Raw genomic sequence first — 21,431 nt, 5'->3', positions numbered from 1 at the left:
CTTGTTGCTCCTTGAATGACTTCAACCACCAATAAACGACAGGTTCTGGGTAATACCCGTGTTGCCCTGATGCAAGAAATGGGTCTGCTTTTTCTGCCGCAGGCCGCCTTGAATTCTATCCATTAAGTCATCTTGCTGCATATCGTCCGCCAGCAAATCACGTAGCGGAATGCCCTGCTCGCCGAACAGGCACAGGTGCAGGTTGCCGATGGCAGATACCCGCAGGCGGTTGCAGCTGGCGCAGAAGTCTTTCTCATAAGGCATGATCAGGCCGATTTCGCCGACATAATCTGGATGACTGAACACCTGCGCCGGGCCGTCGCTGCGCGCACGGATTTGTAGCTGCCAGCCCTGCTGCACCAGCTGTTCGCGCAGGACTTCGCCTGAGACGTGGTGTTTGCGGAATAGCTCGCTGCCGTCGCCGGTCTCCATCAGCTCAATAAAGCGTAGCTGGATTGGGCGATGTTTGATCCAGTTGAGGAAAGTATTCAGGCTGGCGTGGTTGACGTCGCGCATTAGTACGGCGTTGACTTTCACCTTGCTGAAACCGGCCTCAAACGCGGCGTCGATGCCGCGCATCACGTCGTTGAATTTGTCCTGCCCGGTAATGGCGTGGAATTGGCGAGCATCGAGGCTGTCGACGCTGACGTTAATCGCGGTCAGGCCCGCGTCGCGCCACTGTTTGGCATCACGCGCCATGCGATAGCCATTGGTGGTGACGGCCAGCGTTTTGATGGTGGGGTTTTCGCGCACGGCGGCAATGATGTCGCAGAAGTCGCGGCGCAGGGACGGCTCGCCCCCGGTCAGACGCACTTTTTCAGTCCCTAGATGGGCAAAAGCGCGGCTGACACGACGGATTTCGTCCAGCGACAGGAAACTTTTATTGCTGTGTCCCTGCGGCTTATAGCCGTCGGGCAGGCAATAGGTGCAACGGAAATTGCACACGTCAGTAATTGATAGCCGCAAGTAATAAAACTTGCGAGCAAAAGCATCGGTAAGTTGAAGCACCTTAACACCTTTCCAAATACGGGAGATGCAGGCATTTCTACCTTGCACCCTGGTGGCTGAGCCACGGCCAGGACGCCGTATTATTGTGCAAAATCAGTGAGAAAGTTCACCAATTCGGGCAGATAACTTAGGCGGCAAGGCTAGGAGTTTGATTTTTTCAGCTGCAAGCGCAGGGGAAAAAACGTGGTTACGAGGGCTATTGTAACGCCGCGCGGGAAGGAACTCCAAGGCGGTTTTCGCTATGTATTTATATATATAGCGGATTTTAAAGGCAATTCTCAGCACGATAACGACAAGAAACCTCATCAATGCTGCGGGTTTACCTCGCATTTCAGACATAAGTTGAATAACACCTTGTTGCAAAATTGGGTAAAATCAACCGAAGAAATGACATCAAAACCCTAATTTGCTGCCGCGCGAGTGGCAGGTTTAATTTTCTCTGGACAGCTTCAAGGATCTTTATGCGCAATCGCACGTTAGCCGATCTCGACCGCGTAGTAGCACTGGGGGGCGGACACGGCCTGGGCCGCGTTATGTCATCCCTCTCCTCCCTTGGATCGCGTTTGACCGGCATTGTCACCACCACCGACAACGGCGGCTCCACCGGGCGCATTCGCAGCGCCGAGGGCGGTATTGCCTGGGGCGATATGCGTAACTGTCTCAATCAGCTGATCACTGAGCCAAGCGTGGCGTCCGCCATGTTCGAATTCCGCTTTGGTGGGCAAGGCGAGCTGGCCGGGCATAACCTCGGCAACTTGATGCTGCGCGCACTGGATCACCTGAGCGTGCGCCCTCTCGAGGCAATCAACTTGGTGCGCAGCCTGCTGAAAGTAGACGCCGAGCTGATCCCGATGTCAGAGCATCCTGTGGATTTGGCGGCGCTGGATGCCAATGGCGAGTGGGTTCATGGCGAAGTGAATGTCGACAAGTTGACGCAAATCCCTCGCGAGCTGATGCTGCAACCCGAGGTGAGTGCCACGCGCGAAGCCATTCTGGCGATTAAAGAAGCGGATTTAGTGCTGATTGGCCCGGGCAGCTTTTACACCAGCCTGATGCCTCTCCTGTTGATGAAAGACTTAACTCAGGCGCTGCGACGCAGCCGCGCGCACATCGTCTACATTGGTAATTTGGGCAAGGAGCTTAGCGTGGCGGCGGCATCGCTGACCCTGCATGACAAGCTTTCGCTAATTGAAAACCAGATTGGCCGCCGCGCGGTGGATGCGGCGATTGTCGGGCCGAAGGTGAATATCGACGATGCCAGCGAGCGGTTGATCATTCAAACCCAGCTCGAAGCCAGCGACATTCCTTATCGCCACGACCGCGAATTACTGCGCAAAGCGCTGGAAGAAGCCCTGCAAAAAATGATTTAAGGTTTTTTGTTCACCAGCGGATGGTTGTTCCACGGGCTGTCCGCTGCCGGTTTGGCGGTGCTGACTTTCGGCTTTTGCGGCTTCTCGGCAGACAGTGGCGTGCGGCGTTTGCTGCGCGTCATGTCAGGACGCAAATGCCCTTCCACGAAATCCAAATACAGCGTTTCCACTTCCTTTCTCGCCCACGGCGTCCGACGCAAAAACTTCAAACTGGACTTGATGCTCGGGTCACTTTTGAAGCAGTTGATGTTCACCTGCGCCGCCAGCGCCGGCCAGCCAAAACTGTCCACCAGCTTAGTCAGCAATGCTTCCAGCGTCACGCCGTGCAGAGGATCTTTCGCCGCAGCGGGTTTCGGTGAAGGTGTGTCAGTCATGGTTCGCTCGCAAGTCGATTTTACAGGGCGCGCAGTCTAGCATCTTTTCACCGCGCGCGACCATGTTGGATGGGCGGGAAGGATTAGGACAAGGCGATAAATTGATCTCGCAGAGACTGCAACTCATCACGGGTTCTCGCCGCGTCTTCAAACTCCAGATTCTGCGCGTGGGAGTACATTTTACTTTCCAATTCGCGAATACGCTGCTCCAGCGCTTTTGGCGTAAGCAGCTTGGCGGTTTCGAAGGCTTCGGCATCGCGCTTGTCTTTGTTCTTCTTGGTCTTAGGCTGGCCCAGTTGAAGAATGTCAGAGATTTTCTTATTCAGGCCCATCGGCGTGATGCCGTGCTCGGTGTTGTAAGCCTCTTGCTTGGCGCGACGGCGCTCGGTTTCGTCGATAGCCCTACGCATCGAGTTAGTGATTTTGTCGCCGTAAAGAATGGCTTTGCCGTTGAGGTTACGGGCCGCACGGCCGATGGTCTGGATCAGTGAACGCTCGGAGCGCAGGAAGCCCTCTTTGTCGGCGTCCAGAATCGCCACCAGCGACACTTCAGGCATGTCCAAACCTTCTCGCAGTAAGTTGATGCCCACCAGCACGTCAAACTCGCCTAAGCGCAAATCACGAATGATTTCGACGCGCTCGACGGTGTCGATGTCAGAGTGGAGATAACGCACGCGCTCGCCGTGCTCTTCCAGATACTCCGTCAAGTCCTCGGCCATGCGCTTGGTCAGCGTGGTCACCAGCACGCGCTCGTTAATCTCTACGCGTTTGCGGATTTCCGACAGCAGGTCATCGACCTGGGTCGCCACCGGGCGCACTTCAATCAATGGATCAAGCAGGCCCGTTGGGCGCACTACTTGCTCCACTACGTCGCCGCCAGATTTTTCCATTTCATAGGTGCCTGGCGTGGCGGACACATAGATGCTTTGCGGCGCGGCGGCTTCAAACTCTTCGAAACGCATTGGACGGTTATCCAGCGCGGAAGGCAGGCGGAAACCATACTCCACCAGCGTCTCTTTGCGCGAACGGTCGCCTTTGTACATGCCGCCGATTTGCGGGATGGTGACGTGGGATTCGTCGACAATCAGCAGGCCATCGGCGGGTAAATAGTCGAACAGCGTCGGTGGCGGCTCGCCCGGCCCGCGCCCTGACAGGTAGCGCGAGTAGTTTTCGATCCCCGAGCAGTAGCCCAGCTCATTCATCATCTCCAGATCAAACTGGGTGCGCTGGCTGATGCGCTGCTCTTCCAGCAGTTTGTTGTTGTCGAGCAGGTTTTTGCGACGATCCGCCAGCTCGACTTTGATCTCTTCCATCGCCTGCACGATTCGCTCGCGTGGCGTCACGTAGTGGGTTTTCGGGTAGATGGTGAAGCGCGGAACCTCTTGCTGAATCTGCCCGGTCAGCGGGTCAAACAGCGACAGGCGCTCCACTTCTTGGTCAAACAGTTCGATGCGCAACGCCATGTCGTCGGACTCTGCGGGGAACACGTCGATCACCTCGCCGCGCACGCGGAAGGTACTGCGCTGGAAGGCCTGATCGTTGCGGGCATATTGCAGTTCGGCCAGTCGGCGCAGGATCGCACGCTGGTCGATGATCATCCCTTTGGTCAGGTGCAGCATCATCTTCAGGTAGAGATCTGGGTCACCCAGACCATAGATTGCCGAAACCGAAGCCACCACCACCACGTCGCGGCGCTCAAGCAGGGCTTTGGTGGCGGAAAGACGCATCTGCTCGATGTGTTCGTTCACCGAGGCGTCTTTTTCGATAAAGGTATCAGAGCTGGGCACATAGGCTTCAGGCTGATAGTAGTCGTAGTAAGAGACAAAATATTCGACGGCGTTTTCCGGGAAAAACTCTTTCATCTCGCCATACAACTGGGCAGCCAGCGTCTTGTTAGGCGCCAGCACCATGGTTGGGCGATTCAGGTCGGCAATCACGTTGGCGACGGTAAAGGTTTTCCCCGAGCCGGTCACCCCCAGCAGCGTTTGGTGCGCCAGACCATTCTCCAGCCCTTCTTCCAAAGCGCGTATGGCCTCAGGCTGATCGCCTGACGGTTTAAAGTCGGAATGCAGTTTGAATACTTTGCTCATGAACGGGCTACCTGACAGAAGAGAAGAATCGCATAACACGGGCTGCGGAGACTCAGTATGGAAGACTCCATGAATTTTGCCAGCTATATAGTACTGGATATAAAACCAGCTTCCAATGGCGATGTGATGTTGATTTGTTCGTAGGCCATAGCGTGGTTTCTAAGATGCGAAGAAAGCTGCACTTTTTTAGGTTATTCCATTAACCCACTTTTCCCCATGAGAGAACATTTATCCCCAATTATTTTTACGAATTAACTTTTTGACCACAGACTGACGAAAATTGACACAAGCGCCAGATCACAATTTGACAACGCTTGATTTATCATAACTCATTGAAAAATATAATTATGATTAAAAAGGTGGGATTAACGACAAACCGAGCGCAGGCCGCGTCCAGACTCGCTTGTAGCAACTTTTCTTACTCTCATGCACATGGTTATCCACAGGAATGGTGGATAACTCACAGCACGCCCCACCCAGCGCGACCTGTCAAAAAAGGCAGTTTCACCCGCGATGGGTTTCGGGCTAAGGTTTTTAGTTATTTTTTGCCTTTTTTACTTCTTTATATATGCCGATTTTGCCTAGATATGCTGTGCCATAGATATTGCAAAATGAAAAAATTTGTATATTGGCAGTCGGATTTGTCTTATCCACACACCAGTGTTGCACCACAAACTCTCTGTTCAGCACTGGTAAAGTGCACTATTTCGCCACTTCCCCGTCACACTGATTGCCCAATTTAATGATTTTGCCTCTTTGGCACTCTTTCAAACCATTAACAGTCTGGTTACAACCTCTTTAGGAGTTATCCCGCCAAACTTGGCCTAAGAGTTGCAATATTATTCATACCGGTCGTTTACAGCGCATCGCGCTAAAAACGTAGCTTTTACGAAAACGCTATTTTTAGGTCGCTCTCGCTAGCTTAAGCCGTAAGAAACCGCCGTTTCAGCCTTTTATCACTGGCTAATGGCTATTTATTGCCAATTGATGCTGTTAGCAAACTCGCTAACCTGCCGCATAAAATTCTGTGAAATTACGGAAATTGCGAAACATAAATGTCAGAAATATGACAGTGACGGTCAGTTAAACAGTGACTCCGCCAAGCTAAAGCCATGAGGCCAGCCAGCGGCAGGAGTTTAGGGAGGTCTGATGTTGAGTATAAAGTCGGTAAATCAGTATTACGGCCAGAAGCATATTCTGTGGGATATCAATCTGGAGCTGTATCGCGGCCAGTGCACTTTCCTGATTGGCCGCAACGGCGTCGGCAAAACCACGCTGATTAACTGCATCATGGGGCACCTGCCGGTAAAGAGCGGCAGCATCTCCTGGCAGTCGGCGAATGCTGAGCCACAGAACCTGCTGGATTTGCCCGTAGAGGGCCGCGCAATGGTCGGCATTGGCTATGTGCCTGAAGGTCGGCAGATTTTTTCACAAATGAGTGTGGATGAAAACCTGCAAATTGCCATGATGGCCGGGCGCAACAAGAATCGCCGCATCCCCGAGCAGGTCTACGAACTTTTCCCTGCATTAAAGGAGATGGGGTCACACAAGGCCGGAGAGCTGGATGAAAGCGAGCAGCAGCAGCTGGCGATCAGCCGCGCGCTGGTGCTGGAGCCGGAGTTATTGATCCTTGATGAGCCGACCGAGCACACCAGCCCGGCGATGGCGGCCAACATGGGCAATATCATTCACCGCCTCAACCGCGATTTAGGCCTGACGCTGCTGCTGGTCGGTCACCGACTGCCCTTTATTCGCAGCGTCGCGGACCGCTTCTGCCTGCTCGATAGCGGCCGCAACGTGGCACAGGGCACGCTGGCCCAGCTTAACGACGATTTAGTGAAAGACTATCTCAGCGTGTGAGAGGCGAAAGGTCGAGATACTGCCCCAAATTGGCGTCGCTGGTGTTATTCAGGAACGGTATCTCGCCCAGCATGGGCGCAGGCAGCATACGCGCGAGCGTGGCAAGATAGGCCTGATGATGCTTCCCCGTTTCCTGTACGTCATTGGCAATCCATCCCACCAATTTCAGGCCGCTTTGCGCCACCGCCTGCGCGGTGAGCAGCGCATGGTTGATGCAGCCCAGACGCATTCCCACCACCAGAACCACCGGCAGCTGTTCGCGCACCACCCAGTCGGCAAACGTGTGCTGCTCGCTGAGCGGCGTAAACCAGCCCCCCGCCCCTTCAACCACCGTCCAGTCAGCTTTCGGCTGTAGATGGCGTAACCCCGCCGACAGAGTTTCCAGCGCGATAGGTCGCTGTTCCAGTTGGCTGACGATGTGTGGCGAAGTCGGCTCAAGGAAGGTGCACGGATTCACTTCGTCATAACTCAGGGCCAGCGAGCTATTGGCCTGCAAGGCCAGCGCGTCGCTATTTCGCGCACCCTCGGCGGTCATTTCGCTGCCTGACGCCACCGGCTTATAGCCCGCCGTAGAAAATCCAGCCTGCGCCGCAGCTTGCAAAAAAGCCGTGGTCGCCACGGTTTTACCGACTTCAGTGTCCGTGCCGGTAATGAAGAATGTTTTTTTCATTTTTGAATAGCCAATGTCTTTATCGAACAAAATCTAAATCCAAAGTCATTGGCGCTGTATCAAGGCTGCAAGCGGGTTCAGCCCGATGAGCTGAGATAGGTCAGTGATTCGGGTGAGCACGCGCAGCCAACGCAGAGACAGCGTCAAGGACGACGGATTTTAGCGTGGAATTAATTCTTCGACCTGAAGCACCCCATACACCAACTTATAGGTCAGCGGCAGCATGCCGTCTTGACGGGCGTAGTGCTTTTCCAGCAGGGCGAGGCGTTCACGACCGCCTAAGCCGCCAAGGCGACCGTTTTTGATGTGAGTCGCGCCGATGCCTTTCAGCGAACGCATCAGGCTCATGACGTCGGGAAACAGCAGGGTTTGCTGGCTGAACTGCACATCGTGGCGATAAGGCGCACAGGCTTCGGCGATTTTGTCCGGGGTGAGGAACTGATTGACGTGGCGACGCCCGTCGACCTTCATCCATGCCGCAGCCAGCTCGCCGAGCGAGCCTTCGGCCAGCGTGGAAAACACCACCAGCCCGCCAATGCGCGTCACGCGGTGCATCTCTTCCAGCGCGCGCGGCAGCGCGTTGCACCACTGTACCGCCAGATTGCTGTAGCAGATGTCCACTGACTGATCCGCCAGCGGCAGGCGTTCAATGTCGCCAGGAATATAGCTTTCGGCGGAATTCAGCGCGCTGGCCACGTCCAGCATGCCTTGCGACAAATCCAGCGCCGTCACCTGTTTGCCCATATCGCGCCAGCGGCGGCTGAAATAGCCGGTGCCGCAGCCCGCGTCGAGTACGCGATTACCGGCGTTTTGATGCTGCTCTGCCACCATGCTGAGCAGGTATTCGCCCACGTCACGCTGTAACTGTGCGGCGTTTTCGTAATGACCGGCAGCGCGGCTAAAGGCGTCGGCTACCGCTTGTTTGTTCACTAATTCAGTGACTGCACCCATGAAGGGACTCCAGCAAAAAATCGATATCTTCCGGCTGATGAGCAGCCGTGAGGGTAATGCGCAGTCTTGCGCTGCCCGGCGGTACGGTCGGCGGGCGAATGGCGCTCACCCACAGGCCGCTGTCGCGCAGACGCTGAGCTAAGTCGAGCGTCGGCTGGTTTTCACCGACAATTAGCGGCTGAATGGCGGTCGCTGACGAAGTAAGCTGATAAGGCAACTCCGCCGCGCCAGCGCGAAAACGGGCAATATTGGCCGCCAGTTTATCACGCAGCGCATCCCCTTGCTGAATACAGCGCAGGCTGGCCTGAAGGGCGCAGACCTGCGCGGCGGGCATGGCGGTGCTATAAATCAGATGACGAGCGAACTGCAACAGATAGTCCGCCGTGTCGTCGTCACACAGCACGGCGGCGCCGCTACAGCCAAACGCCTTGCCGAAGGTGACCACCAGCAGTTTGGGGCGCACCCCTTGCTGCCAGCAACTACCCCGCCCCTGCTCGCCAATTACCCCGACACCGTGGGCATCGTCCACCAGCAGCCACGCGCGATTATCGCGGGCCAGTTGTTGAATGTCGACCAGCGGCGCGGCATCGCCGTCCATGCTGAACACTCCTTCGGTCACCACCAGGGTTTCGCCGTCGCAAGGGGATTGCAACAGGCGATGCAGGGAATCCGGCTGATTATGGGCGAAGCGCCGCAGCTGGGCCGGAGACTGAGACGCCGCCTCGAGCAGCGAAGCATGGCTGAGTTTGTCTGCCAGCGCTCGGTCGTTTTTCTGCAATAAGGCCATCAAAATGGCCTGATTGGCCGCAAAACCGGAGATAAACAGCAGCGCACGCGGGTAGCCTTGCCACTGCGCCAGCTGCTGTTCGAACCCGGCGTGGGCATCACTATAGCCGGTGACGTGCCCCGAGCCGCCGCTGCCGACGCCAAACCGCGACGCGCCCTGCCGCCAAGCGGCAACAATCTCCTCGTGCTGGCTCAGCCCAAGATAGTCATTACCGGAGAAATTCAGCCAACTCCGCTCACCCTGTGTCAGCCAGCGGGCGCTGCCCCCGCCGTTCGGCTGGCGCACGCGAAACGCCGCCGCCTCGCGCCGCGCCCGCAGAGCATCCTGAATTCGGCTTTCCCAACTCATGGTTTAGACGGCTGCGTTGTAGAACTGGTCGGTATCGGCGTGAACCAACTGCTCGGCCAGCGCCTCTTGCTGCTGGTTGTCGCCCATTTCGGTTTCGAAAACCTGTGGGTTGAGGCCCAGCTTGCCAAACAGGATCAGGTCTTTGTCTTCCGCCGGGTTTGGCGTAGTCAGCAGCTTGCAGCCGTAGAAAATCGAGTTAGCACCGGCCATAAAGCACATCGCCTGCGTCTGCTCGCTCATCTGCTCACGACCGGCAGACAGGCGCACATAGGAGCTTGGCATCATGATGCGCGCCACGGCGATGGTGCGAATAAAATCGAAAGGATCGACGTCGTCGTTGTTAGCCAGCGGCGTGCCTTTCACTTTGACCAGCATGTTGATTGGTACGCTCTCTGGCGCGACCGGCAGGTTGGCTAATTGCATCAGCAATCCGGCGCGGTCTTTGACCGTTTCGCCCAGACCCACGATGCCGCCGGAGCAGACTTTAATCCCCGCGTTGCGCACTTCTGACAGGGTATCCAGACGCTCTTGATAGCTTCGAGTGGTGATGATGCTGCCGTAGAATTCTGGCGAGGTGTCGAGGTTATGGTTGTAGAAATCCAGACCCGCCGTCGCCAGTCGCTGCGCCTGCGAGGTGTCCAGCGTGCCGAGCGTCATGCAGGTTTCCATCCCCAGCTCTTTCACGCCCTGCACCATCTGCTCAAGGTAAGGCATGTCGCGCTCGTGCGGGTTTTTCCACGCCGCGCCCATGCAGAAGCGAGTGGAACCGGCGGCCTTGGCCTGACGGGCAGACTCCAGTACCTGCTTCACTTCCATCAGGCGTTCAGTTTCCAGCCCGGTTTTGTAACGCGAGCTTTGCGGGCAGTATTTACAGTCTTCCGGGCAAGCACCGGTTTTGATCGACAGCAAGGTGCTGACCTGAACCTGACGCGGATCGAAGTGTTGGCGGTGGACCTGCTGGGCTTCGAACATCAGCTCGAGGAAGGGTTTATCGAACAAAGCTTGGGTTTTTTCCAGCGTCCAGTGGGTGCGGGTCGACATCGTTGCCATCTCCAAAATATTCTGAGTTTTGTTTTTTACCTATTCTGTAAACCATTTTTCATTTGTTTTGGTTTACCGTCAACGTTAAAATTATTTTTTGGTTTACAAGTTAGCTTTCAGGATATCGCAATGACCCCTGCCGATCTCGATTTCGACCAGCGCCACATCTGGCACCCTTACACCTCTATGACTCACCCGCTGCCGTGCTATCCGGTGGAATCAGCCCAGGGCGTGGAGCTACAACTGGCCGACGGGCGGCAGCTTATCGACGGCATGTCGTCATGGTGGGCGGCGATCCACGGCTACAACCATCCGGTGCTGAATCAGGCGGCGATTGATCAGATTGGCAAGATGTCCCACGTGATGTTTGGCGGCATAACCCATCCGTCGGCGGTGGCGCTGTCGCGGCGTTTAGTCGAGATGACGCCCGCCGGGCTGGAGTGCGTATTTCTGGCCGACTCGGGTTCGGTGGCGGTGGAAGTGGCGCTGAAGATGGCGATGCAGTACTGGCAGGCGCGCGGCGAGAAGCGCCAGACCCTGTTGACGCTGCGCAACGGCTATCACGGTGACACCTTCGGCGCGATGTCGGTGTGCGATCCGCAAAACTCGATGCACAGTCTGTATCAGGGCTATTTGCCGCAGCACCTGTTTGCCGATGCGCCGCAGTCGCGCTTCGGCGAGGCGTGGAATGAAGAAGATATCGCGCCGTTTTCCGCCCTGCTGGAGCAGCATCAATCCGCCATTGCCGCCGTCATTCTCGAGCCGGTGGTGCAAGGCGCGGGGGGAATGCGCATCTATCACCCGACCTATTTGCAACGCGTGCGGCAGCTTTGCGACCAGTACGGCGTGCTGCTGATTGCCGATGAAATTGCCACCGGCTTTGGCCGCACCGGCAAGCCGTTTGCCTGCGACCACGCGGGGATTTCGCCGGACATCATGTGTCTGGGCAAAGCCCTGACCGGCGGCTACATGACCCTCTCGGCCACCCTCACCACTCGCCACGTCGCCGAGGTGATCAGCGACGGTGAGGCGGGCTGCTTTATGCACGGCCCGACCTTTATGGGCAATCCGCTGGCCTGCGCCGTGGCGAACGCCAGCCTGAGTTTACTGGCGGAAAATCGCTGGCAGCAACAGGTTGCTGGCATTGAGCAGCAGTTGAAAAGCGAGCTTACCCCGCTGGCGGCGCACTCTGCCGTGGCCGACGTGCGGGTGCTGGGCGCGATTGGCGTGGTGGAGATGCGCGAGCCGGTAAACATGGCGGCGTTGCAAAAGCACTTCGTCAATCAGGGGGTGTGGATACGGCCCTTCGGCAAGCTGATTTACCTGATGCCGCCTTATGTCATCTCCCCCGCCCAGCTCAGCCAGCTGACCGGTGCGATTGCCAGCGCGCTCGAGTCGCTCTATTAATCTCGGCAATTAATTGCTGGTCACCAGCCGGTGGGAGGTGGAAAGCAGCGTGCTCAGCTTCTTCCGGCTGATTCTGGCCTGCTCGTTCAGATAGTCGATAGCAACTTGTAGCGCCGGGGTCGGATTGTCCGGGTAGAGCAAGGTGTAAGACGCGCCGCTCGCCACGCAGAGTGGGAACGGCGCCATGACGCGCTTGGCCTGTAGGTCATCTTCTATTAGCGTCAAATCCCCAATCGCGATGCCATACCCCTGCAAGGCCGAATTGATGGCCAGATCCAGCGTGTCGAAGTGCTGAGACTTGGCCGACGGCAGCCCTTTGACGCCGGATTCCCGCAGCCACAGCAGCCAGTCGCGGCGGTCGCGCGTCGGGTGCAGCAGGGTTTTCTCCGCCAGATCCTCAAGCGTGGTGCTCTCCGCGCTCTTGCCGAAGAAGTCCGGTGTGCAGATGGGCGTTAAGATCTCATCAAACAGATGATGCGCCCGGCGCGGCGAGTCCGGCGCGCGGCCAAATACCACGGCGGCGTCGAAGTGCTCAGTGCTGAAGTCCACGCCGTGAGCAATGGAGGCTGTCAGCTCGATGCGCAGCTCCGGGCGATCATTCTGCAACTGAATTACCCGTGGCAGCAGCCAGCGCATGGAGCAGGTCGGGCACTTGATGCGCAAGGTATCGGGGTGCGAGCCGACGCGCTTCATCGCCTCGCCCATCTGCTCCAGCGCCTGTTGAATTGGCGGCAGCAACTGCGCGCCGCGTGGGGTCAGGGTTAGCCCTCGCGCCTGACGCAAAAACAGCGGGTAGCCCAGCGTATTCTCTAGCCCGGTGATCTGCCGACTCACCGCCCCTTGGGTGATATGCAACAGCTCCGCCGCGTGGGTCAAGTTAAGGGTTTTCGCCACCACGCTGAAGGTTTTCAACAGGTTAAGCGAAGGAAGATTGAGCGCCGTCAGATAGGAAAGGTCTGGGGGAGTTGCCATGATCACCTCTTGGAATTGCTGCCAGCCATGCATCTAGATCATGGCGAGTATGACAAATTATCCATTGTCTGCACAAATAAACTACTGCTTAATCATTCATAATATATAAATATTTATGCCCTCCCGAGGTGATGCATGAAAAGCCCTTTATCGACTCAATCCAAATTGCCTGATGTCGGCACCACGATTTTCACCGTCATTGGCCAGTTAAGTGCTGAGCATAACGCGCTGAATTTATCTCAGGGCGCCCCTAACTTCTCCTGCCAGCCTTCGCTGATTGACGCCGTAACCAAAGCCATGCGCGATGGTCATAACCAATATGCGCCAATGAGCGGCGTCGCCGCGCTGCGCCACGCGCTGTCGGCCAAGGTCGACGCGCTGTATGGCTGCCACTATGACGCCAATGAAGAAGTGACGGTTACCGCTAGCGCCAGCGAAGGCCTGTACTCGGCCATCAGCGCGCTGGTGCATCCGGGCGATGAAGTGATCTATTTCGAGCCGTCGTTTGACAGCTACGCACCGATTGTCCGTTTGCAGGGCGCGACGCCGGTCGCCATTAGCCTGTCGCTGGAAGATTTCAGCATCGACTGGGATCAGGTCGCCAGCGCCATTAACAGCAAAACGCGGATGATCATCATTAATAGCCCGCACAACCCTACCGGCGCGATTTTCAGCGACGTGGACATTGAGCGCCTGACCGCCCTCACACGCGATACCGATATCGTGATTTTGTCCGATGAGGTCTATGAGCACGTGGTGTTCGACGGCGAGCGCCACCACAGCATGGCCTGCCACCCGCAGCTGGCCGAGCGCAGCGTGATTGTCTCCTCCTTCGGTAAGACCTACCACGTCACCGGCTGGCGCGTGGGCTACTGTCTGGCTCCGGCAGAATTAATGAATGAAATCCGCAAGGTACATCAGTTTATGATGTTCTCCGCCGATACCCCGATGCAGGTGGCTTTCGCCGAAGCCATGGCCGATCCGCAAAGCTATCTGGGGCTGGCAGACTTCTACCAGCACAAACGCGACCTGCTGGCCGATGCCCTGAGCGGCTCGCGTTTTGAGCTGCTGCCAAGCCGTGGCAGCTTCTTTATGTTGGCGCGCTTTAGCCACTTTAGCCCGCTGACCGATGATGAGTTTGTACTGAGTTTGATCCGTGATTATCAGGTCGCCACCATCCCGCTGTCGGCGTTTTACAGCCACAACCAGCCGACCGGGCTTATTCGCCTGAGCTTTGCCAAAGACGATGACACACTGTACGAAGGTGCCCGCCGCCTGAGCCGGGTTTAATCTCTCCGAGGAAATGACATGAAAAAAATGAAGATCGCATTACTGTTGGGTTGCGCACTGGCCTCTTTCTCAACACTGGCAGAGGGCACCGCGTTTAAATTTGGTCTGGAAGCGCAATATCCGCCGTTCGAATCCAAAAGCGCTAGCGGCGAATTGCAGGGTTTTGATATCGACGTCGGCAACGCGGTCTGTGCCGCCGCCAAGCTGAAGTGTGAGTGGTTTGATACCGCCTTTGACGGCCTGATCCCGGCGCTGCAAGCGCGTAAATTCGATGCCATTAACTCGGCGATGAACGTTACCGAAAAGCGCCGTCAGGCCATTGATTTCACAGACGTTATCTACCGCGTACCGAGCCAGCTGATTGCCAAGAAGTCCTCCGGCCTGCTGCCGACGGTTGAGTCGCTGAAGGGCAAGCACGTTGGCGTACTGCAAGGTTCGATTCAGGAGAGCTACGCGCAGGCGCACTGGGCACCGAAAGGGGTCGATGTGGTCTCTTATCAGGATCAGAATCAGGTCTATCTGGACCTCTCCTCCGGCCGCCTCGACGGCACGCTGGTGCTGGCTCCGGCTGGGCAAACCGGCTTCCTTGACCGCCCGGATGGTAAAGATTTCGCCTTCGCCGGTGACGCCGTGCGCGATGACAAAATCCTCGGCAGCGGCATCGCTTTCGGCCTGCGCAAAGGCGACACCGCCAATAAGCAGAAGCTGGACACCGCCATCGCCAAGATTAAGCAAGAAGGCGTGATCCAGCAGCTTTCGAAGAAATATTTCGGCGATATCGATGTGACGGTGAAGTAAGTTTTAATTTTGGTTTTGTCTTTGCGCCCTCTCCTTTTAAGGAGAGGGCTGGGGCGAGGTATGCCGCATTGAGTACAATTCAAACCACTCCTCATCCCAGCCTTCTCCGCTGAGGGGAGAAGGCGCGAAAACTCACACTAATCAATACTCCGAATTCACCACCACCTCTTCACCAAATGCCCCGGCCTGCGGCAATGGCTTGTAGCTGGAGTTAGAAGCGCGCAGAACGCGGATACCACGGGCACTCACGGCCTGCGCGGCGGTAATATCACCGTCGGAATCACCGTAGAAAATCTTAATCTGCTTATCTTTCAGCCACTGGGTTTTGGTGTTCTGACCCGGCTGGTCACCGGCGAAAATCACTGGGTTAACTTTGTCTTGTGGGAGTTGGAAATCGCCCTGCAAGGTCTTGGTGACGGTCTCGGTTTTAGTCTCGCTGCGCCCGGTGACGAAGTAGATGCTGTCGCCGCGTTTGAGATGCATATCAATCAGTTGCTTCGCCACTTCTTTCGGCATACTGAAATCATCCCAGCCGTTGTTCATCTTTTCCCAGAACTGCGGATTTTTCAGATAATCCTGTTTGCCCGGAGAGAACTCTTTCTGCCCATGGTAGAAGCCAGGGCTTGAGAAAAGCACGGTGTCGTCAATATCGAAACCCACGGCAATTGGCGGTCGACCCACCAGGCTGTTCTCAATCTGCGCCACTGACACCCAGTGTACCGGCGACTGCTGCGCCAGCTGCGCGACATTGACGCCCGGATAGAGCGGCGCGGGAGTGGACTCTTTCGCCAACGCGCTCTGGTTCAGACTCAGCAGTACACAAACCGCCCCTAGTGCCAATTTAATCTTCTGCATCTTATTTTCCTTTTATGCTTATTTATCGGTGAGTTAACGCGACATCATCGACTCAAAACATACCCGTGAAAAGCCAAGAGCGGAAGAGCATTGTGACGGTTTTGTGACAGCACATTTTAACAAAGCATAAACCGCTCAGCCTAAGGTTCAGTTAGCTGCCTATACTTATTCCTCATGACCTGTTGCCATTTGGTAGTGGTTTTCACCAAACAATCATCAGAATAGGAGTTTGTATGTCTCAGAATTCAGCAGTAAACCGCCGCTTTGTGCTGGCTTCGCGCCCGAAAGGTGCCCCGACGCCAGAGAACTTCCGTCTGGAAGAGCAACCAGTACCTGAGGCCAAAGAAGGCGAGCTGGTGCTGCGCACCCTCTACCTCTCTCTCGATCCCTATATGCGTGGCCGCATGAGCGACGCCCCCTCTTACGCCGCGCCGGTACAAATCGATGCGGTAATGACCGGCGGCGCGGTATCTGAGGTTGTCAGCTCGAAAAGTCCTGACTTTAAGCCTGGCGATATCGTTTTGGGCAGCACCGGCTGGCAAGACCATCCGGTGGTCAAAGCCAAAGAGGTGAAAAAGCTCGAAGGCCCGGCAGAAAAGCACCCTTCTCTGGCACTGGGCGTTCTGGGTATGCCAGGCTTTACGGCATTTATGGGGTTACTGGACATTGGCCAACCTCAGGCCGGCGAAACCGTGGTCGTCGCGGCCGCCACTGGGCCTGTGGGTTCACTGGTGGGCCAGATTGCTAAAATTAAGGGCTGTAAAGTGATTGGTATCGCCGGCGGCGAGGATAAATGTCGCTACGCGGTCGAGCATTTTGGCTTTGATGAGTGCCTCGATCATCGCGCACCGGATCTGGATAAACGCCTGAAAGCCGCCTGCCCGGACGGTATCGACGTCTATTTCGAAAACGTCGGTGGCGCGGTCTTCGACGCCGTACTGCCCCTGCTCAACACCAAAGCGCGCATTCCAGTCTGCGGGCTGGTTTCCCAATACAATGCGACGGAGCTGCCTGATGGCAAAGACCGCGTTTCACTGCTCGCCAGCACGATTTTAAGAAAGCGTATTCGCATGCAGGGCTTCATCATCTTTGATGACTATGGCCATCGTTATCCAGAATTTGCCAAGCAGATGGGCGAATGGTTTGCAGCCGGAAAAGTGAAATTCCGCGAAGACGTGGTGGATGGCTTAGAGAATGCGCCTCAGGCGTTTATCGGCCTGCTGGAAGGTAAAAACTTCGGCAAACTCGTGGTTCGCGTCGCGAAAGACAAAGCGTGATAGCGAAGTAATGACCATAGCCGGGCCACGGCGTGACCGGACCCGCAGGAGGTAACATGAAATTACTGATTGTATTAACGTCACACGACAGGCTCGGCGATACCGGCAAGAAAACCGGTTTCTGGCTGGAAGAGTTCACCGCCCCCTATTACCAGTTTCTGGATGCAGGGGCCGAGCTGACGCTGGCGTCGCCAAAGGGCGGGCAGCCGCCGCTAGACCCGAAAAGCGATGAGCCGGAGGCGCAGACAGAAACCACCGACCGGTTTCGTCAGGATAAATCAGCCCAGCGCGCGCTGGGCAATACGGTGAAATTATCCACGGTGAAAGCCGATGATTTTGATGCAGTGTTTTATCCCGGCGGCCACGGCCCGCTGTGGGATCTGGCTGAAGATGCTGATTCCGTGAAGCTGATTGAGTCTTTTTGGGCGGCGGGCAAGCCCGTTGCCAGCGTGTGCCACGCGCCCGGCGTGCTGCGTGATGTAAAAGACCAGCACGGGCTGCCGCTGGTGAAAGACAAACGCGTCACCGGTTTCAGTAATAGTGAAGAAGACGCGGTTGGCCTCACTGACATCGTGCCGTTTTTGGTCGAAGATGAATTGAAGAAAAACGGCGGCGATTACAGCAAAGCGGCCGACTGGCGGCCTTACGTGGTGACTGACGGCAATCTGATCACCGGGCAAAATCCGGCCTCCTCGGCCAGTGTCGCGCAGGCGCTATTGAAGCTGCTGGGTGGCGAAATCGCTAAATGAGCCAAGGCCGGGTCATGCCATTTTTAGGCTTTTTATCATCAAGAACAGGAGGAACGTATGACCTTTACTCTAACCAGTAACGACCTGAAAGATGGCGAGAAAATGCCGGAAGCTCAGGTGTTCAACGGCATGGGTTATCAGGGACAAAACATCTCGCCACACTTGGCGTGGAGCGGCGCACCGGAAGGCACCAAAAGCTTCGCCATCACCTGTTATGACCCGGACGCTCCTACCGGCTCCGGCTGGTGGCACTGGGGCGTGGCGAACATCCCCGCCGACGTGAGCGAACTGGCGCAAGGCGCGGGTTCCGGCAAAGCGGAATTGCCTCACGGCGCGGTGCAAACCCGCACTGACTTCGGCAAAGCGGGCTACGGCGGCGCGGCACCTCCGCAGGGCGAGAGCCATCGTTATCAGTTCACGATTTATGCCTTAGACGTCGACTCGCTCGAAGTGGACGAAAACGCCAGCGGCGCCTATCTCGGCTTCAATATACACTTCCATACAATAGGCAAATCTTCGCTGACGGTGTTATATAGCTGAATTGTGGTACATTGCGCTGTTGCCCAGAATCACTCGAGTTGCATCAGGCAGTTTGAAGGTTGACGGGTAGAAAATATGAGTAACTTTTATCAAGGAGTCAGACCCAGTGAAATTAACTACCCTGTCGCGCGCCTGCGCTATTTTGTCAGCCAGCCTGGTTCTGGCCGCTTGTAGCAGCAGTCACGAAGGTGTTTCAACCCAAGTTGCTCCGGGCACAGCCGCCAACCCAATTCTTAGCCCAGACGAAGCGGCGAACTTTACCGCCAAAAACTATCTGGCCTTCGGCGGGCGCTCTCTTCAGGTTCAGCAGCAGGGTTGGTTCCCGTCTGTCAGCGATATTTCTGCCGCGAAAACTAACTTCGTGGTAGGTACCCAGATGGGCGCCGACGGCGCAGCTTACACCAGCATTCAGCAAGCCGTTGAAGCCGCCCTGCGCGTGCGTAACCACGGCGAGCGCGTGTTCATCAAAATCCTGCCAGGCACCTACACCGGCGCGGTTTACATCCCGGCTGGCTCACCGCCAATCACCCTGTTCGGTGCTGGCAACAGCGCGGGCGACGTGGTGATCCAGCAAGGTCTGGAAGCATCGGCTACCCCTGCGGTGTACCGCGCGACGGTCAACCCGAATGGCCAGTTCATTCCCGGCAACCGCAGCGAATACATGTTCAAAGATTGTAGCGATCAGCAGTCTGACACCATCGGCGCGGGCTGTACGGCCACCGTCTGGGCACAGAGCAGCAGCCTGCAATTGCAGAACCTGACCGTGACCAACAGCCTGTTGGATACAGTAGACGCGGGTGACCATCCGGCGGTGGCTCTGCGCACCGACGGCGACAACATCGTGCTGGACAACGTGCGCATCATTGGCCGCCAGAACACCCTGATGCTGACCACCGCGAACATCAAAAACCAGCCTAACAACAGCCGTTATAGCCGTGCTTACGTGCATAACAGCCTGATTGAAGGTGACGTGGATTACGTGATTGGTCGCTCAAGCGCGGTATTCGATCGCGTTGAGTTCCACACCGTGAGCAGCCGTGGCGTGAAGCAAGCCTCCATCTTCTCTCCAAATACCCCGGCCAACGTGCCTTACGGCTTCCTGGTGACCAACAGCACCCTGACTTCTGATCGCGGTTTTGAAGGTCAGGCGGCGAAAGCCCAGTTGGGACGTGCATGGGATCAAGGCGCTGAAAACGGCGGTTATGTGCCGGGCACCACGCCAAACAGCCAGGTTGTTATCCGCGATAGCCAAATCGACAGCGGCTACAACCAAGTCAACCCGTGGGGCGATGCCGCCGTGTCTGGCCGCGCCTTCGCTGGTAACGTGCCGAAAGATGAAAAACAGGCGCGTGACCTGAATGACGTGAACTTCAACCGTCTGTGGCAGTTCAACAACGTGATCACCGCGCCGGCTAAATAAGCCCGCGAGGATCGAAAAAAGCCGCTGAGTAGATGCTCAGCGGCTTTTTTATTGGCAGAATTCAGAAGAAATTAGGCTTGGGCGACCGGCTCATTGCCGAGGCGGAAGATAGCCACCGTCTCCTCGAGATTTACCGCCTGCTCGTCCAGCGACGCGGCGGCGTTGGCCGACTGCTGCACCAGCGCCGAGTTCTGCTGGGTCACGGTGTCCATTTCCGCCACCGCAAGGGCAATTTGGCCGATGCCGCGGCTCTGCTCTTCCGACGCCGAGGCAATCTCATGAATGATGCTGGTCACGTGGCTCACCGACTGGACAATCTCTTCCATGGTGTCCCCGGCCTTGCCCACCAGCGCCGAGCCGCTGTTGACTTTGCTCACCGACAGGCCAATCAGGGTTTCAATCTCTTTTGCCGCCTGCCCGCTGCGCTGTGCCAGATTGCGCACTTCGCTGGCTACTACGGCAAAACCGCGCCCCTGCTCTCCGGCGCGCGCGGCCTCAACGGCAGCATTCAGCGCCAGAATATTGGTCTGGAAGGCGATGCTGTTGATGACCGAGGTGATTTCAGAAATCTGCTTCGAGCTGACGGCGATGTCCTTCATCACCCCCACCACGTCGCTGACCAGCTTGCCACCGCGCCCTGCCGTGTCGGCGGCGGAAGAAGCCAGTTTGCTGGCCTGACTGGCGTTATCGGCGTTTTGCTTCACCGTCGCGGTCAGCTCTTCCATGCTGGCTGCCGTCTGCCCCAGCGCCGACGCCTGCTGCTCCGTTCTGGCAGAAAGGTCAATGTTGCCCGCCGCGATTTCACTCGAGGCGCGGGTCACTTGGGTCACGCCATTGCGGATATCCCCAATGATGCCGCGCAGGTTCTGGTTCATCCCCTCCACGGCGCGGGTGAGCTGCCCCACTTCGTCATTGCTTTGGCTGCGAATGTGCGCGGTTAAGTCGCCCGCCGCGATGCGCTGGGCCACGTCCAGCGTGTGGCGCAGCGGCACGGTGATTTGGCGCGTCATGCGCCACGACAGCAGCGCCCCGGTCAGAATGGCAATGGTGATGATGATCAGCATCTCTTTGATGGTGCGGCTGACTTCCTCTTGGGTGTAGGCCATTTCGTGGTTGAGAAGCTGGTCCGACGCCGAGGTCAGGGCCAGTCCGGCTGCCGCCAGGCTGTCACTGATTTGCTGCGGATCGCTGCCCGCTGGCGGGTTCAGCGTGTGCTGCCAGTTTTCACGGTAACGGCGGATATTCTCCGGCATGGCGTCAACCTGCGCCTGATCGACCGGCTGCCAGTGGTAGGTTGCCACTTCTGCCAGTCGCACTTCTAACTTGTCGAGCGCCTGACGGTTTTGCTCGACAAACTTCTGGTCATGATTCGCCATATACGAAAGCCGGGTGTATTTGGCTTCGGCCAGTAAATCATTCACTTTCTTGAGCAGCGTGGCCTTTTCGGCTCGCTCGCTAATGCTGGTGAGATGGTAAATGCCTGAGGCGGCAATCGAGGAACCGAGCAGCAGAACCAGCGTGAATCCTGCGGCTAGCTTGGTAGCGATGTTGGCGTTATTGAAAATGCGGGTGATCCCTGAAAATAAACTCATCCTGCTCTCCCTGTTTATTATTGTTAATAAAT

At 56.7% G+C, this 21,431-nt stretch carries 19 protein-coding genes and 1 riboswitch; of the genes, 9 read left to right on the top strand and 10 right to left on the bottom strand.

Going from position 1 to position 21,431, the window contains the following annotated elements:
• Positions 1-21 precede the first annotated feature (21 nt).
• The gene (moaA, locus tag SBO83_RS01725) at positions 22-1,008 is read right to left on the bottom strand and encodes a GTP 3',8-cyclase MoaA (RefSeq protein ID WP_396130260.1); all 987 of its coding nucleotides are present in this window, start codon (positions 1,006-1,008) and stop codon (positions 22-24) included.
• Positions 998-1,167: riboswitch (molybdenum cofactor riboswitch) on the bottom strand. Its footprint overlaps the gene before it by 11 nt.
• Before the next feature lie 302 nt (positions 1,168-1,469).
• Here moaA and yvcK point away from each other — a divergent pair.
• A complete protein-coding gene (gene yvcK, locus SBO83_RS01720) occupies positions 1,470-2,378 on the top strand; it encodes a uridine diphosphate-N-acetylglucosamine-binding protein YvcK (protein WP_353501406.1) in 909 nt (302 codons plus the stop codon).
• On the opposite strand, the gene SBO83_RS01715 is transcribed toward yvcK, so the two are convergent.
• Together SBO83_RS01715 and uvrB are read right to left on the bottom strand one after the other, a co-directional pair.
• Entirely contained in the window at positions 2,375-2,752 is a 378-nt protein-coding gene (locus SBO83_RS01715) for a VF530 family protein (RefSeq protein ID WP_353501405.1), read from the bottom strand. The genes yvcK and SBO83_RS01715 overlap by 4 nt on opposite strands.
• 83 nt (positions 2,753-2,835) lie before the next feature.
• Entirely contained in the window at positions 2,836-4,842 is a 2,007-nt protein-coding gene (gene uvrB, locus SBO83_RS01710) for an excinuclease ABC subunit UvrB (RefSeq protein ID WP_396130259.1), read from the bottom strand.
• Positions 4,843-5,991: 1,149 nt separating this feature from the next.
• Between uvrB and SBO83_RS01705 the strand changes: the two genes are divergently transcribed.
• The gene (locus SBO83_RS01705) at positions 5,992-6,702 is read left to right on the top strand and encodes an ABC transporter ATP-binding protein (RefSeq protein WP_353501403.1); all 711 of its coding nucleotides are present in this window, start codon (positions 5,992-5,994) and stop codon (positions 6,700-6,702) included.
• Here SBO83_RS01705 and bioD read toward each other — a convergent pair.
• The 4 genes from bioD to bioB form a co-directional block, all read right to left on the bottom strand.
• On the bottom strand, positions 6,692-7,372 hold the full coding sequence (gene bioD / locus SBO83_RS01700) for a dethiobiotin synthase (RefSeq protein WP_396130258.1): 681 nt from the start codon (positions 7,370-7,372) through the stop codon (positions 6,692-6,694). The genes SBO83_RS01705 and bioD overlap by 11 nt on opposite strands.
• A 159-nt stretch (positions 7,373-7,531) precedes the next feature.
• The gene (gene bioC / locus SBO83_RS01695) at positions 7,532-8,323 is read right to left on the bottom strand and encodes a malonyl-ACP O-methyltransferase BioC (protein ID WP_396130257.1); all 792 of its coding nucleotides are present in this window, start codon (positions 8,321-8,323) and stop codon (positions 7,532-7,534) included.
• Entirely contained in the window at positions 8,307-9,458 is a 1,152-nt protein-coding gene (gene bioF / locus SBO83_RS01690) for an 8-amino-7-oxononanoate synthase (RefSeq protein ID WP_396130256.1), read from the bottom strand. The genes bioC and bioF overlap by 17 nt, the downstream gene beginning before the upstream one ends.
• A gap of 3 nt (positions 9,459-9,461) precedes the next feature.
• The gene (gene bioB, locus SBO83_RS01685; RefSeq protein WP_185690230.1) at positions 9,462-10,499 is read right to left on the bottom strand and encodes a biotin synthase BioB; all 1,038 of its coding nucleotides are present in this window, start codon (positions 10,497-10,499) and stop codon (positions 9,462-9,464) included.
• Between the two features lie 129 nt (positions 10,500-10,628).
• Here bioB and bioA point away from each other — a divergent pair, with 129 nt between their 5' ends.
• The gene (bioA, locus tag SBO83_RS01680) at positions 10,629-11,906 is read left to right on the top strand and encodes an adenosylmethionine--8-amino-7-oxononanoate transaminase (RefSeq protein ID WP_396130255.1); all 1,278 of its coding nucleotides are present in this window, start codon (positions 10,629-10,631) and stop codon (positions 11,904-11,906) included.
• 9 nt (positions 11,907-11,915) lie between these two features.
• On the opposite strand, the gene SBO83_RS01675 is transcribed toward bioA, so the two are convergent.
• Complete coding sequence (locus SBO83_RS01675; RefSeq protein ID WP_353501398.1) at positions 11,916-12,878, bottom strand: LysR substrate-binding domain-containing protein; 963 nt, start codon at positions 12,876-12,878, stop codon at positions 11,916-11,918.
• A 135-nt stretch (positions 12,879-13,013) separates the two neighbouring features.
• On the opposite strand from SBO83_RS01675, the gene SBO83_RS01670 reads away from it, so the two are divergent.
• Positions 13,014-14,168 (top strand): methionine aminotransferase, encoded by a 1,155-nt coding sequence (locus SBO83_RS01670; protein ID WP_396130254.1) that lies wholly within the window; start codon positions 13,014-13,016, stop codon positions 14,166-14,168.
• 18 nt (positions 14,169-14,186) lie between these two features.
• On the top strand, positions 14,187-14,966 hold the full coding sequence (locus SBO83_RS01665) for a transporter substrate-binding domain-containing protein (RefSeq protein ID WP_396130253.1): 780 nt from the start codon (positions 14,187-14,189) through the stop codon (positions 14,964-14,966).
• 141 nt (positions 14,967-15,107) lie between these two features.
• Here the strand turns inward: SBO83_RS01665 and aphA are convergent, their stop codons facing one another.
• Complete coding sequence (gene aphA / locus SBO83_RS01660) at positions 15,108-15,821, bottom strand: acid phosphatase AphA (protein WP_396130252.1); 714 nt, start codon at positions 15,819-15,821, stop codon at positions 15,108-15,110.
• A 233-nt stretch (positions 15,822-16,054) separates the two neighbouring features.
• Between aphA and SBO83_RS01655 the strand changes: the two genes are divergently transcribed.
• From SBO83_RS01655 to SBO83_RS01640, 4 genes are all read left to right on the top strand, one after another.
• Positions 16,055-17,098, top strand: a complete 1,044-nt coding sequence (locus SBO83_RS01655) for a zinc-binding dehydrogenase (protein ID WP_396130251.1) — start codon at positions 16,055-16,057, stop codon at positions 17,096-17,098.
• Positions 17,099-17,154: 56 nt separating this feature from the next.
• Positions 17,155-17,847: a DJ-1/PfpI family protein gene (locus SBO83_RS01650; RefSeq protein WP_396130250.1), complete on the top strand. Its 693-nt coding sequence runs from the start codon at positions 17,155-17,157 to the stop codon at positions 17,845-17,847.
• Between the two features lie 57 nt (positions 17,848-17,904).
• Entirely contained in the window at positions 17,905-18,387 is a 483-nt protein-coding gene (locus tag SBO83_RS01645; RefSeq protein ID WP_396130249.1) for a kinase inhibitor, read from the top strand.
• Between the two features lie 106 nt (positions 18,388-18,493).
• The gene (locus tag SBO83_RS01640; RefSeq protein WP_396130248.1) at positions 18,494-19,807 is read left to right on the top strand and encodes a putative acyl-CoA thioester hydrolase; all 1,314 of its coding nucleotides are present in this window, start codon (positions 18,494-18,496) and stop codon (positions 19,805-19,807) included.
• A gap of 71 nt (positions 19,808-19,878) precedes the next feature.
• Here SBO83_RS01640 and SBO83_RS01635 read toward each other — a convergent pair whose 3' ends face one another.
• Positions 19,879-21,399 (bottom strand): methyl-accepting chemotaxis protein, encoded by a 1,521-nt coding sequence (locus tag SBO83_RS01635; protein ID WP_353501390.1) that lies wholly within the window; start codon positions 21,397-21,399, stop codon positions 19,879-19,881.
• Between the last annotated feature and the right edge of the window lie 32 nt (positions 21,400-21,431).

The sequence above is a fragment of the Ewingella allii genome, from assembly GCF_044430645.1.
Classification (GTDB): domain Bacteria; phylum Pseudomonadota; class Gammaproteobacteria; order Enterobacterales; family Enterobacteriaceae; genus Ewingella; species Ewingella allii.
The sequence above is the reverse complement of the archived record's forward strand: the minus strand, read 5'-3'. Positions and strand labels throughout refer to the sequence as shown.

Excerpts from the sequence above, each read along its gene's own strand:
- yvcK (WP_353501406.1), top strand. The coding sequence starts at position 1,470 with ATGCGCAATCGCACGTTAGCCGATCTCGACCGCGTAGTAGCACTGGGG.
- SBO83_RS01715 (WP_353501405.1), bottom strand. The coding sequence starts at position 2,752 with ATGACTGACACACCTTCACCGAAACCCGCTGCGGCGAAAGATCCTCTG.
- uvrB (WP_396130259.1), bottom strand. The coding sequence starts at position 4,842 with ATGAGCAAAGTATTCAAACTGCATTCCGACTTTAAACCGTCAGGCGAT.
- SBO83_RS01705 (WP_353501403.1), top strand. The coding sequence starts at position 5,992 with ATGTTGAGTATAAAGTCGGTAAATCAGTATTACGGCCAGAAGCATATT.
- bioD (WP_396130258.1), bottom strand. The coding sequence starts at position 7,372 with ATGAAAAAAACATTCTTCATTACCGGCACGGACACTGAAGTCGGTAAA.
- bioC (WP_396130257.1), bottom strand. The coding sequence starts at position 8,323 with ATGGGTGCAGTCACTGAATTAGTGAACAAACAAGCGGTAGCCGACGCC.
- bioF (WP_396130256.1), bottom strand. The coding sequence starts at position 9,458 with ATGAGTTGGGAAAGCCGAATTCAGGATGCTCTGCGGGCGCGGCGCGAG.
- bioB (WP_185690230.1), bottom strand. The coding sequence starts at position 10,499 with ATGTCGACCCGCACCCACTGGACGCTGGAAAAAACCCAAGCTTTGTTC.
- bioA (WP_396130255.1), top strand. The coding sequence starts at position 10,629 with ATGACCCCTGCCGATCTCGATTTCGACCAGCGCCACATCTGGCACCCT.
- SBO83_RS01675 (WP_353501398.1), bottom strand. The coding sequence starts at position 12,878 with ATGGCAACTCCCCCAGACCTTTCCTATCTGACGGCGCTCAATCTTCCT.
- SBO83_RS01670 (WP_396130254.1), top strand. The coding sequence starts at position 13,014 with ATGAAAAGCCCTTTATCGACTCAATCCAAATTGCCTGATGTCGGCACC.
- SBO83_RS01665 (WP_396130253.1), top strand. The coding sequence starts at position 14,187 with ATGAAAAAAATGAAGATCGCATTACTGTTGGGTTGCGCACTGGCCTCT.
- aphA (WP_396130252.1), bottom strand. The coding sequence starts at position 15,821 with ATGCAGAAGATTAAATTGGCACTAGGGGCGGTTTGTGTACTGCTGAGT.
- SBO83_RS01655 (WP_396130251.1), top strand. The coding sequence starts at position 16,055 with ATGTCTCAGAATTCAGCAGTAAACCGCCGCTTTGTGCTGGCTTCGCGC.
- SBO83_RS01650 (WP_396130250.1), top strand. The coding sequence starts at position 17,155 with ATGAAATTACTGATTGTATTAACGTCACACGACAGGCTCGGCGATACC.
- SBO83_RS01645 (WP_396130249.1), top strand. The coding sequence starts at position 17,905 with ATGACCTTTACTCTAACCAGTAACGACCTGAAAGATGGCGAGAAAATG.
- SBO83_RS01635 (WP_353501390.1), bottom strand. The coding sequence starts at position 21,399 with ATGAGTTTATTTTCAGGGATCACCCGCATTTTCAATAACGCCAACATC.